The organism is Falsiroseomonas frigidaquae, from assembly GCF_012163145.1.
Lineage (GTDB): Bacteria > Pseudomonadota > Alphaproteobacteria > Acetobacterales > Acetobacteraceae > Falsiroseomonas > Falsiroseomonas frigidaquae.
Genome location: NZ_JAAVTX010000011.1, coordinates 1 through 12,613, shown reverse-complemented (window position 1 = coordinate 12,613; position 12,613 = coordinate 1). Strand labels below are relative to the sequence as shown.

The window sequence follows — 12,613 nt, the reverse complement described above, 5'->3', positions numbered from 1 at the left end:
CGGCAGCGTGGCACCCGACCGAAACATCGGGACGCCAGGTCTCAACCGTATGCGCGCCGTTGCCTCAGGCCGCATGCGGCACGGCCTGGTGGGGACGCCGCCAGAGGCCGGGGCTGATGCCCGCCAGCCTGCTGAAGGTTCGCGTCATATGTGCCTGGTCGGCGAAGCCTGCCAGGATCGCGATCTGCGCCATCGACTCACGATCGTCGAGCAGCAATTCCTTCACCTTCTCGACGCGTGCGTTCAACTGCCAGCGATGCGGCGGCATGCCGGTCGAGGCCTTGAACGCACGACAGAAATAGGACACGGAGAGGTGCGTCTCCGCCGCCAGCTCCTGCATCCGGACGTTCTCGTCGAGCCTTTCCCGCAAGATCTCGATGGCCTTCCGCAATTGCCAGGGCGCAAGCAGGCAGCGGGCTTCCTCGGGCATGGTCGGCGCTGCGAGCTGCGCGAGGCTGTCCAACAGGCCCGCCGACAGGCCGTCTCCGTACAGCGTGTCTCCTGGCTCCGGATCGTGGCACGCCTCGGCGAACAGCCGCGCCAGGCGAAGCAGCCTTGGGCAGGCGAACATCGGCCTGGCTGCCAGGGTGCTTTCCAGATCGATCCGCTTCTCCCGCGTGTTGGCCAGGGCATCGCCATCGAATTGCAGGACGATGTGGCGCAGGTAGCGCAGGCCGCGCGCTTCGCCCCTGGCCCCGTGCCGTGGCGGAATGAGTGACAGGGGCAGCGGCTTTCCAGATGGCGCCGCCGCCCTGGCGCAAGGGCTGATGCACATGCTCGCACGCCCTCCGACTTCCTCCAGCATCACGGAGAGCTGCGTCGCTTCAGACCACAGGGCGATCTGAAGCGACGGGCCGCAGCGCAGCTCGGTGAGGCTGGCGGCAACTATGCTCCAGCGCCGTTGGACCTGTCGCAGCAGATCCCCGCCGAGGTAGATGGGGCGAGGGGGCGCTGCCCGTATTGCCGGGCCTCCTGATGCGGTCGCGGAGAGAAGCACGGGCGGATGGGTCATGCGGCGCTCCGGGGATTGTGCTGTGCCGCACATCCTCCGCACGGGCTCCGTATGGCGTGAGTAAATCGACGTAAATCGATGGCTCATGCCCGGCACCGCGCGGCCGCCACCAGGGATACGCCGGCGACGTCGTCCTTGCCGCGGATCGGAAGGCGCGAAACAGACAAGCCGGACCGGCCGCGCCCAGGCTTCCATGCATGGCGACGGAAGCAAGGACGCTGCCGTCCGGGCAGCCTGCCCCCTGCCGCCCAGCCAGCGCGTCAGATGGCTCAACAAGGAAGGACCACGCCATGAAGTCTCCCATGATTGCCGCCGCCCTGGTGGCCTCGCTGGCAGCGTTGCCTGCCGGCGCGCAGACGCTGATGAGTTGCCAGGTCGAGGAAGTTCGCGGCTCCGGCGAGAATGTCGAGATCGTCTATTCCATGAACTGCGGGCCGGTGGTGGGCGGCGACGTGACCCGTATCGAGTCCACCGGCAACAACGAATTCCGCGTGACCTATGGCGCGGGCCGCCCGGCCATCGGCGGAGGACCGGTCTATATCCTGCGCTACAACAGCGAGCTGGGCGCGCCGGGCGACCGGCATTACGGCGCGCCCCTGGATGGGAATGTGGGGACGCCGCGCCGCTGAACGCGAGCGTTCACGGCCGGCCGTGGCCTTGGCTGCGTGCCGGCCCGATGAATACGAGCGGGGCGCGCCGCGAAGCGCGCCCGGCCACCGTGATGGCATTCCGCACAGCCGCCGCGTCGGAGCCGGCTCTCCTCAGCTTGGCGCCACCCTGATGCGGTGTAGGCTTGCTGCATCCACCCTACGGGGAAGACGATCATGGACTGCCATACGCGACTGCACCTCCGGCGCAGCGAAGCCGATCATCGACCGCCGTCGCGCCATCTTCCGCGGCGGATCGGCGCATGACACGGGTGGCCGAGGCCGGCGCGCCGCTGAACCGGGCGAGGGCGGCTGTCCTGATGCTGCACGGGCGGGGCGGAGATGCCGACGGTATGCTCAGCCTGGCGGAGGCGCTGGCACAATCAGACGTGGCCTGGCTGGCGCCGGAGGCCGTTGGGCGCAGCTGGTATCCCTATTCCTTCCTCGCCCCCTTGGCGGATAACGAGCCACATCTTTCCGCCGCGCTCGGCACATTGACCTCGCTGCTGGAGCGGTTGGCGAAGGAGGGTGTGCCGCCGGCGCGGGTGGCATTGCTGGGGTTCTCCCAGGGGGCCTGCCTGGCGCTGGAATATGCCGCGCGCCACGCACAGCGCTACGCGGCGGTCATCGGGCTCAGCGGCGGCCTGATCGGTCCGGAGGGCACCTCCCGCGCCTATGCCGGCAGCCTTCAGGACAGCCCGGTCTTCCTCGGCTGCAGCGACATCGACGCGCACATCCCGCTGGCCCGGGTAAGGGAAACCACGCGGGTCCTCACCGCATTGGGCGGCGCGGTCGAGGAGCGCATCTATCCCGGCATGGGCCACGGCATCAACGAGGACGAAGTCCGCCAGCTGCGCGCACTTCTGTCACGCATCGCTGCGCCGGAGGCGCGTGCCTGACGCCGTGCGCCCGACATGCAGGTTGCGTCGATCGGACCGGCCTAGCCGATCGAGCAATTGCCGTGCCTGTGCAACATCCCGGCCGTCGGCCGCTGCGTCGAAGCGGGCGCAGACCGGACCGAGCAGGGCATGGGCTTCGGCCGTACGGCCCTCGGCAGCCCAGCAGCTGGCCAGGGCCAGCGCGGCGCGCAGCTCGAACATCATGGCGCCCGACTGTGCCGCGAGCTTCGCTGCGCGCAGCAGGCTCGCCTCGCCACCCCGCGCATCGCCTTCGCGCCACTGCAGAATCCCGCGCACCCGCAGCACCTCGGGCTCGCACCAGCGCTCCTCATTGCGCTCGACCATGTCGAGCGCGGTCGCCATGCTTTCGCGCGCGATGTCCAGCCGGCCATGGCGCAAGGCGGCGTCGGCGAGCATGCACAGGAAGTTCGGCATCCTGCCCAGGAAATGCGTGGCCATCATGTCGGTCAGCGCGGTCTGCATCCGCTGCACACCCTCGGTATCGCCGCGCTCCTGCTGGATCATCCCCTCGAACAGGCGGGCCGCCGGTTCCCAGATGATGATGTCGCATTGCCGGAGGTTGGCGACCAGGCAGGCGAGGCGCCGCTCCGCCACATCGATCTGCCCTGTCCACAGAGCCACGGGAATGGCCGCCAGCACCAGGGCGGTGGAATGGGAGACGAGGTGCCCGATCTCCGTCGCACGATCCAGCGCGGCCTGTACCGTCGCAGCCGCCTCATGCGGCTGGCCTGCCACCCACTGGACCACGCCGAGCGAGGTCCTGATGGCGACGCACCAATCGAACTGGAAGCGCGCGAGGCGCGAGCGCCGGACGGTGCTGTCGTCGCGTCGTACCAGCCGTTTCAGCTCCTCATGCGCGCCACGGACATCGCCCATGAAGAACTCGGTCATCACCCGCATCCGCTCACCGGCCGGAACCGCTGAGCTGTCATTCTCGCCGGCGATCGCCTGGAAACGCCGGAGGCTCTTCAGCGTCTCGCGGTGCTGGCCGTAGAAGCACTGCAGCACGACGAGACCCAGCGCCGACCGCACCTGGTAGTCCTGGTCGCCCGCCAGTTCCGCCAGCCGCAGGCTCTCCTGCCACAACGCCTCGCCGCCGGGGGCGAAGCGCTCCGTGTAGCTCAGGCTCCAGGCATGCGCGGTCATCAGCTTCATCCGCGCGGCAAGGCCGCCCTCCGCCAGCGCGGGGGATTGCAGGGCGCGGCGGACACGCTGGCTGCCCTCGCCGACGGAAGACATCTCGTCCCAGAGCGCGATGGCGCAGGCGGTCAGGCGGACCCCCAGCACGGGCTCACCCTCCGCGCCGAAGGCCCAGTCGAGCGCCCGCCGCAGATCATTGGCCAGGCGACCGTAGGCGACGGTCCATTCCTCGTGGACACGCCACTGCAACTCGGCCTCGGCGCGCTCGAACAGCATGAGGAGATGGGTGGCGTGGGCCGTGCAGGCGCAGCGCTGCTCGCCCGCGCCGCGCAGCCGCTCCGCCGCATAGCTGCGCGTCGCGTCGAGCAGGCGATACTGCAGCATGCCGCCGGCGAAGCTCGATGACAGCAGCGACTTGGCGACGAGACCCTCGATGCAGCTTGCGATCTCCTCCGGCGGACGCGCCAGGTTGCGGCCGACGCCGATGGCATCGTCAAGCATGAAGGCCCCCGCGAAGACGGAAAGGAAGCGCAGCACTGCCGCCTCGGCCTCGGACAGCAGGCGGTAGCTCCAATCCAGGGTCGCCAGAAGGGTCTGCTGGCGCAGCGGCGCCTCGGCCGGGCCGTAGCTCAGCAGATCGAAGCTCTGATCCAGCAAATGGAGGAGGGTTCCGGCATCGTAGCCGCGCAGGCGCGGGGCTGCGAGTTCGATGGCGAGCGGAATGCCATCGAGCCTGCGGCAGATGCCGGCGACGATCGGCGCGTTCGCGTCGGTCAACCTGAAACCGCTGGCCGCGCGCGCGCGGGCCACGAAAAGCTGCACGGCGGTGAAAGCCATCGCCTGGTCGTGGCCGATGTCCTCGCCGGATCCGGGGCAGGACAGCGGCGGCAGGCGATAAACTGTCTCCCCGCGGGACCGGAACGGCTCCCGGCTCGTGGCGAGCACCGCGATATCGGGAAGCGCTGCGCGAATATGGTCGGCGACCACGGATGCCGCCCGCAGGACGTGCTCGCAATTGTCCAGGATCAGCAACTGGCGCCGGCCGCGCAGCGCATCGACGATACCGGCCAGAATGTCCTTCAGGTTGCCGCCCGCCCCGATCGCCGAGGCGATCGCGACCGTGACGAGTTGCGGGTCCCCGATCGCCGCAAGGTCGACGAAGCAGACCCCGTCCGGCTGGTGCGAGGCCGCGTGCCGTGCCGCCGCCAGGGCGACGGTGGTCTTGCCCACGCCGGCCGGGCCGACGATGGTCAGGAAGCGCCGCCAGGCCAGCGTCTCGGCGATGCGCGTGATGTCCTCGTCGCGACCGACAATGCCGGCTGGCGGCGGCATGCCTGCGGCAGCGCCGGGGAACTCGGTTGGGGTTGTGCGGCCAGGGGCGGCTTGCTGCACCCGCACCGTTGCGACGAAGCGGTAGCCGCGCCCCGTGACGGTTGCGATGTAGGGCAGATCGGACGCGGTATCGCCCAGGGCCCGCCGCAGCGCCGCGATGTTCACCTTCAGATTGTTCTCGTGGACGAAAGTGTCCGGCCAGGCAGAGCTGATCAACTCCGCCTTGCTGAGCAATTGCCCGGGACGTTCCACCAGAAGCCGCAGCAGGTCGATCGCCCGGCTGCCGATCCGTACCGGGGTATCGCCACGCAGCAGGGACTGCCGGGCTGGAAGCAGCCGGAAGTCTCCGAAGCGGTAGATCCTTTCCTCGGCGTCGACGGATCCTGGTTCCATGTTCTCCACGGCAGTTCGGGCATGTTCCATTGGGTCGGGAGCGCGGCCAGGTGGACCGGACGGAATGGCGGCCGGGCGCGCGGCACCTTACGGCGCTTCCGAGAGTTTTTCTGCTGGCGCATCGAGCGTTCACGGAAAGTTACCCGAACCGCCGGGCGGGCCGGGGACTGACTGAAGGCCGCCGCTGCCGAATGACCCTTCCCTGGCGGTTTCGGACGCGCGCCGGAAGGCCGGCGTCGCGTCCATGCCGGGGCAGTGAGAGCCCGCCGTCTCAGGCGGTCCTGGCCGCTTCCTGGGCCCGCTGATAGCTCTCGATCACCGCCGCGTAGTTCGGCGCGACCAGCCCATAAAGCTGGGCGAGGTCAGCCGCTTCCGGGCGAGCCCATGTCCGGTGCAGCTCCGAAAGCAGCGCATTGGTGGATGTCGGCTTGACGCCACCCTGCACGAAGCGGGCGAGCGAAGTGCGGGACGCCATCTCGCTCGGGTCGCCGGACGCATCGATCACGGCATAGACCTTGAACCCCGCCTCGCGCGCATCGAGCGCCGGGAACATGACGCAGACGCTGGTCCAGACGCCGGCGATGACGAGCGTCTGCCGGCCATGGGATCGTACCTGCGCGACGAAGTCTTCGTTGTCCCAGGCGTTCACCTCGCCCTTGCGGGGCACGTAGACGGCATGCGGCGCATGCTGGTGTATTTCCGGCGTGAGCGGACCGTTGCTGCCACTGGGCTCCGACGCCGTGGTGATGACCGGGATGTCCAGCAGCGTGGCGAGCTTCGCGATCATCTCCACATTCCGGCGCAGGTCGGCGACCGGGATATCCCTGACCGTCTGGAACAGCCCCGACTGGTGGTCGAGCAGAAGGATCAGTACGTCGGACGGGTCCATGAGCGCGGCGCCTCCGCCGCTTGGCAGGATGCTGGATTTCGTCGGGGGTGAACCGGTCATGTCGTTGTTCTTTCGCTCGCTTGGCGGAGGAGGGCGCGACATCGCTGGCTCCGCCAGTGTCGCAGCCGAAGAGACCCACATGGCGGCCCTGGCATCTTGCTCGGAACCACCGCTCCGAATGCCATTACATCGGCCACGACCAGGCCGCGTCCGGTGGATCCCTGTCCGCATCGCTGCCGCGTCCGCGCACCCTGACGGCAGGGGCTAAACCGCGGCGCTGGCCCCTGCGCATCCACCTGGCAAAGGCCCCCCTGTATCGCCCGGTGCGGGCGCTGGTGGCGCGACCGCGGCCGATGAATCCGCGATCCTGGCCGCTGGACTTGTCTCGGGCGTCACGGCCCGCGGTCGTTCCTGATCCGCCGCGTGTTCACATGGCGAAGCGAAGGAGCGGGCAATCGTGCCGCCGGACCGTCCGGACCCGATTTCGTTTCGTACTGATCGCCCGCTTGGGCGGCGAAATGTAGGGGAATGTAGGCGGCGCCCGCCTCCGCAACGCGCGGTTGAGCCCGAACCGACAGCCAGGCACCGAGGTTTGCACCAAAATTGAGCCGCACCTGACCGCGGCTTGGGCGGTCCTAGATGAGCCTCCTCACATTCGGATCCGCACCTGCGCTGCACTTTGCCTCGGTCGCGGTAGCGACACGGGCGTCGTTGGCACCGGGTTGGCTACACGCCGCAGGGCTATCCTGCACCGAAAAACACGCATGGGTTGTAATTCTTCGGCCGACGGGGCCGGCGGCGTGCAAGCCATTACCTTACAATACTCGACAGAAATGGGGCTGAGCGCCGCTACCACTGTCGGTTACTTTCCCGTGAGCCAAGTTGAGCCAGCCTAAGACAGGTGGGGGCGAATTTTCATGGACGGCAATCGACCGGGGTGGGCACGAAAAAGCGCGCCGCCACGACCCTACGTAAAGCGTAAGCGGGGCAGCGCCGCCGCGGAATCTGCGGAAGCGTGGTGCCTGGAGCCCGTTCGCCTTGCCCCCAGCCCCTGGCTTACCCGCGGCACGCCACGCCGCGCCAATGCGGGCTTCCGCCCACCCCTGGCCCCGGCCCGGCGCCAAGCTGCCGCGCGCGCCGGGCTTCCGACCTGCAGGCTCGATCCTGTGTCGGATCGCATGACCTGCCTGGCGTCGAATTCGGGCCTGGCGCCGACACCCCGCGTGCCCCGGCGCGCGTCGCCACGAAACAGCTGAAATCATCCCGCCACCCGGCATGACGCGGGCGAGGCGGCCCCTTCAAGCAGCGGCGCAACGCGCCGGCATTCACGAAATCAGACGGGACCTAAGAGCATGAGCGCGATTATGGGCGACGAAACCGACGAAACCCTGTCGGGTAGCGACGCCATCAACGACACCATCGTGGGCAACGGCGGGAACGACACTCTCAGCGGCCTTGCTGGCGACGACATCCTCGATGGCGGTACGGGCAACGACAGTCTCGTTGGCGGTAGTGGCAGAGACACTCTCTCTGGCGCCGCGGGCAACGATACTCTCTCTGGCGGCAATGACAGCGACAGCCTCGACGGCGGTGCTGGCAACGACATCCTCTATGGCGAGGAGGGCAACGACGTCCTTAGCGGCGGTGATGACAACGACACGCTGGATGGTGGTATCGGCAACGATACGCTTTCCGGTAATGCGGGCGCTGACAGCCTGGCGGGCGGCCTCGGTAGCGATGTGCTCCTCGGTGGGTCTGGCGATGACATCATCGACGGCGGGGACGGTGCCGATACGGTGGATGGCGGCGAAGGCGCCGATACGCTGGATGGTGGCGCCGGCAACGACGACGTTGTCGACTATTCCGGTGCTGCAGGCCCCATCGACCTGTTGGTCGGTTCCTCCTCCTCGACTATCGGCGGGGTCGAGTCGGACACGTTGCTGAACTTCGAGCATGCGGTCGGCACCGCCTTTGACGACACGATCGTCGGCGTGTCGTCGGATGAGCACTGGTTCCGGGGTGGCGACGGTGAGGACATGCTCACGGGCGGCACCGGCAATGACACGCTCGCCGGTGAGGACGGCAATGACGCGCTCACCGGCGCTGCCGGCGATGACTCGCTGTCGGGCGGCGACGGGGCTGATTCGCTGAGCGGCGGCACCGGCAACGACACGCTTGACGGCGGCCTCGGCAATGACACCCTGCTGGGCGGCGATGGCAACGACCGCCTTACCGGCGGCGCGGGGGCCGACTCGCTGGATGGCGGCGCGGGTGTCGACACGGCGAGCTATCAGGGCTCCGAAAGCGGCGTCACGATCGACCTCGGCGGCAACAGCGCGACCGGCGGCGACGCGACGGGTGACACGCTGACGAGCATCGAGAACCTGATCGGCAGCTCCCATGGCGACACCCTCACTGGCACCGCCGACGCCAACCGGCTTGAGGGTGGCAACGGCAACGACGAACTATACGGCCTCGACGGCGCCGACACGCTGGCCGGCGGCGCCGGCGCGGACTCGCTCGTTGGTGGAGCGGGCTTTGACATCGCCGACTATTCCGGGTCCACACTCGGCGTGACGGTCGCCCTCAGCACCGGCACGGGCAGCGCGGGCGATGCAGCCGGCGATAGCCTTTCCGGCATCGAAGGCGTGATCGGCAGCAGCCAGGACGACTATCTTAGCGCCAGTGCCTTGGGCAACCTGTTGCAGGGCGAGGCTGGCAACGACTCCCTGTCCGGCAGCAGCAGCGGCGATACACTCTTGGGCGGCTCGGGCAACGACTCGCTGGCCGGATACATCGGTGCTGACTCGCTCGATGGCGGCAGCGGCGACGACACGCTGAAAGGCCACGACGGCAACGACACGCTGATCGGAGGCGACGGCAACGACACCGCCGACTACTCGTCGCACGATTCAGGCCGTATGGTTGACCTGACCCTCGGCACCAGCTCGGCCGGCGACACGCTGATGGGCATCGAGCATCTGATCGGCACCAACCTTGCCGACACGCTGATCGGCTCCGCGGCCGACAACATCCTGGACGGCGGCCAGCTTGCCGACAGCCTCAGCGGCGGCGAGGGTGCCGATACCCTGCTGGGTGGCACCGGCCCCGACTCCCTGTATGGCGGCGACGGCAACGACCTGCTGGTCGGCGGCAACGGCAGCGACGTGCTGGATGGCGGCGACGGCATCGACACCGCGAGCTACGCCGGATCTGTGTCGGGTGTGACCGTGGATCTCTCCCTCTCGGGCGCGCAGACTGGTGGCCCCGCGGAAGAGGGCGATGTTCTCTCCAACATCGAGAATCTGACCGGCTCCGATAATGACGACATGCTGACCGGCGATGCGGCCAGCAACCTGCTTTCCGGCGGGGCCGGCGCGGACACGCTGCGCGGCGGCGCGGGCAACGACACGCTGGATGGTGGCGCGGGGAACGACTTCGTCTCCTACGCAGGCTCCGCATCGGGCGTGGCGGTCGACCTGAATACCGGCTCCGGCTCCGGCGGTGACGCGGAAGGCGACACGCTGATCGGGATCGAGGCCGTGTTCGGCTCAGCCCATGACGACACCCTGACCGGCGCCACCGGCAACGACACGCTGGCCGGCGGCCAGGGCAACGATACCTTCGTGGTCAACCATGTCGGCATGACGCTGGTGGAGCAGGCCAGCGAAGGCACAGACCTGATCACGACCAATATTGCCAGCTTCACCCTGGGAGCGAATTTCGAGAACCTGACCGGCACCTCCACGGTCGAGGGCCAGGAACTGGTCGGCAATGCCGAGGCCAACATCATCACTGGCGGTAGCTTCGCCGATACGCTGTCCGGCCTGGCCGGCGCCGACACGCTGCAGGGCGGCGATGGCAACGACGTGCTGGAAGGTGGTGCGGGCGCCGACTATCTGGTTGGCGAGGGGAACCAGGACACGGCGGTCTATGCCGGGTCCTCCGCAGGCGTGCAGATCGACCTGCAGGCCGGCACCGCTTCCGGTGGCGACGCCGAGGGCGACACGCTGGCCGGCATCGAGTGGGTGACCGGCTCCGACCACGACGACACGATCACCGGCGACGACCTCTACAACATCCTCACCGGCGGCCTCGGCAACGACCTGCTGTCCGGCGGCGGCAACAACGACGTCCTGGATGGTGGCGACGGCGCGGACACGCTGATCGGCGGCAGCGGGAATGACAACCTCAGCGGCGGCGATGGCTCCGACACGGCGGACTACTCGGCCTCCGAATGGGGCGTGACCGTCGATTTGTTCGCCAAATCGGCGACCGGCCTCGCCATTGGGAATGACACGCTGAGCTCGATTGAAGTCGTCATCGGGTCCAGCAGTGGCGACTCGCTGATTGGCGGCGGTGCCGACGAGCTACTGGTGGGCGGCGCCGGCAACGATACGCTGCACTCCGGCGAGGGTGCCGATACGCTGGCCGGCGGCGAAGGCAACGACGTTTACGTCGTCGAGCATGGCGACATGACGCTGGTTGAGCTGGCCAATGGTGGCATCGACCTGGTCGAGACCGACCTCTCCACCTACACGCTGGCGGACAACCTCGAGAACCTGACCGGCACGGGCGACGAGCAGGAACTGACCGGCAACGACCTGGCGAACGTCATCACCGGCACGGATGGCGAAGATACCCTTGTGGGCGGGGCCGGCGACGACACGCTGATCGGCGGTGCGGACGACGACACCATCGCTGGTGGCCAAGGCTTCGACATCGTCGACTACAGCGCCGAGGACGGCGAGCTCTATGTCGACCTGGGGGAGGACTATTCCTGGGTCGAATTCGATCACTATGATGATGACGACGACCTCTATTCGATCGAGGGGGTCATCGGCACGAACAACGATGACACCATGCGGGGCAGCGGCTCGGCCAACCTGCTGGATGGCGGCGAAGGTGATGACCGCTTCTACGCAACGCTGGGCGCAGACACGCTGATCGGCGGCTGCGGCATCGACCAGGTGCGCTACACCTCGGATGAATTCGATGGGGGCGTGGTGATCTCGCTCGATCCGCTGCAGCAGAGCGGCGGCGCAGCGGCGGGCCATGTGCTGATGGAGATCGAGCATGTCATCGGCTCGAGCGGCGATGACTGGATCATCGGCGATGTCAGCGGTGGCGGGAGCTATGTCGACAACGTCTTCGAGGGCAGGTCGGGCAACGACATCCTGGATGGCGGCTTCGGCGACGACACGCTGATCGGCGGCGACGGCAGTAATCTGCTGCTGGGCAGCGAGGGCAACGACACGGCGGTCTACGACGATCGGGAACAGGTGATCGAGGTTCGCCTCGACCTTGGCTACATCGAGCATGGCGGCGGCACCGACGAGGTGGTCTCCATCGAGAATGTGGTCGCCGGCATCGGCAACGACCTGATGATCGGTGACGCCGCTGACAACGTCTTCGAAGGCGGCGATGGCAACGACACGCTGGAAGGCGGCATCGGCAACGACCAGCTGATCGGCGGTGAAGGCACCGACACGGCCAGCTACGCCAATGCCAAGTCCGGCGTGACCGCGGCGCTCGACAATGTCGGTATCGCCGGCTTCGGCATCCAGGCGAACTACTCCCCCAATACGGGCGAGGCGCTTGGCGACACCTATGACAGCATCGAGAATCTGGAGGGCTCGGCCTTCGCCGATGCGCTGTATGGCAATGCGGAGGACAATGTCCTGCGTGGCCTGGCCGGCTCCGACGCGCTGTATGGCGGAGACGGCAACGACACGCTGGAAGGCGGCGTCGGAATGGACGCCATGCATGGCGGCGAGGGCTTCGACATCGCGAGCTACGAGAACGCCGCCTCGGCCGTCTTTGCCTCGCTGGTGAGCTTCCGCAACTCGGCAGGCTTCGGGGCGACGGATGAGTCGGGCCGCGACAGCTACAACTCCATCGAAGGCCTGCGTGGGTCCGCCCATGCCGACGCGCTGGTGAGCGGTGATGGCGACAACCTGCTGCAGGGCCTGGCTGGCAACGACACGCTGGCCGGCAACGCTGGCGACGATACCCTGGAAGGTGGCGCTGGCAACGATGTGCTTGGGGGCGGCAGCGGGGTCGACACGGCGTCCTACGCTTCTTCGGATGCGGCGGTGACGATCAACCTCGGCACGAACTCGGCCAGCGGCGGCCACGCCGAGGGCGACAGCTTCAGCGCCATCGAGAACGTGACCGGTTCGGCGCATGACGACAGCCTGACCGGCGATGCCGGGGCCAACCTGCTGATGGGCGGCGCGGGCAACGACACGCTGGTTGGCGGCGCCGGTGCCGATACGCT

At 68.0% G+C, this 12,613-nt stretch carries 5 protein-coding genes and 1 pseudogene; 3 read left to right on the top strand and 3 right to left on the bottom strand.

The window, feature by feature from the left end; translation table 11 throughout:
- Positions 1 to 64 precede the first annotated feature (64 nt).
- Positions 65 to 1,012 (bottom strand): helix-turn-helix domain-containing protein, encoded by a 948-nt coding sequence (locus HB662_RS27735; RefSeq protein WP_168055142.1) that lies wholly within the window; start codon positions 1,010 to 1,012, stop codon positions 65 to 67.
- Positions 1,013 to 1,302: 290 nt separating this feature from the next.
- Here HB662_RS27735 and HB662_RS27730 point away from each other — a divergent pair, with 290 nt between their 5' ends.
- The gene (locus HB662_RS27730) at positions 1,303 to 1,641 is read left to right on the top strand and encodes a hypothetical protein (RefSeq protein ID WP_168055140.1); all 339 of its coding nucleotides are present in this window, start codon (positions 1,303 to 1,305) and stop codon (positions 1,639 to 1,641) included.
- Between the two features lie 281 nt (positions 1,642 to 1,922).
- Entirely contained in the window at positions 1,923 to 2,558 is a 636-nt protein-coding gene (locus HB662_RS27725) for an alpha/beta hydrolase (protein WP_168055138.1), read from the top strand.
- On the opposite strand, the gene HB662_RS27720 is transcribed toward HB662_RS27725, so the two are convergent.
- On the bottom strand, positions 2,526 to 5,444 hold the full coding sequence (locus HB662_RS27720) for an ATP-binding protein (RefSeq protein ID WP_168055136.1): 2,919 nt from the start codon (positions 5,442 to 5,444) through the stop codon (positions 2,526 to 2,528). The two genes, HB662_RS27725 and HB662_RS27720, sit on opposite strands and share 33 nt — an antisense overlap.
- A gap of 271 nt (positions 5,445 to 5,715) precedes the next feature.
- On the bottom strand, positions 5,716 to 6,333 hold the full coding sequence (locus tag HB662_RS27715; protein WP_209443508.1) for an isochorismatase family protein: 618 nt from the start codon (positions 6,331 to 6,333) through the stop codon (positions 5,716 to 5,718).
- A gap of 1,352 nt (positions 6,334 to 7,685) precedes the next feature.
- On the opposite strand from HB662_RS27715, the pseudogene HB662_RS27710 reads away from it, so the two are divergent.
- A pseudogene (locus tag HB662_RS27710) lies at positions 7,686 to 12,613 on the top strand (hypothetical protein); the annotation flags it as partial.

What these genes read in the sequence shown, in the direction of transcription:
- HB662_RS27735 (WP_168055142.1), bottom strand. Translation starts at nt 1,012, where the DNA reads ATGACCCATCCGCCCGTGCTTCTCTCCGCGACCGCATCAGGAGGCCCG.
- HB662_RS27715 (WP_209443508.1), bottom strand. Translation starts at nt 6,333, where the DNA reads ATGGACCCGTCCGACGTACTGATCCTTCTGCTCGACCACCAGTCGGGG.
- HB662_RS27720 (WP_168055136.1), bottom strand. Translation starts at nt 5,444, where the DNA reads ATGGAACCAGGATCCGTCGACGCCGAGGAAAGGATCTACCGCTTCGGA.
- HB662_RS27730 (WP_168055140.1), top strand. Translation starts at nt 1,303, where the DNA reads ATGAAGTCTCCCATGATTGCCGCCGCCCTGGTGGCCTCGCTGGCAGCG.
- HB662_RS27725 (WP_168055138.1), top strand. Translation starts at nt 1,923, where the DNA reads ATGACACGGGTGGCCGAGGCCGGCGCGCCGCTGAACCGGGCGAGGGCG.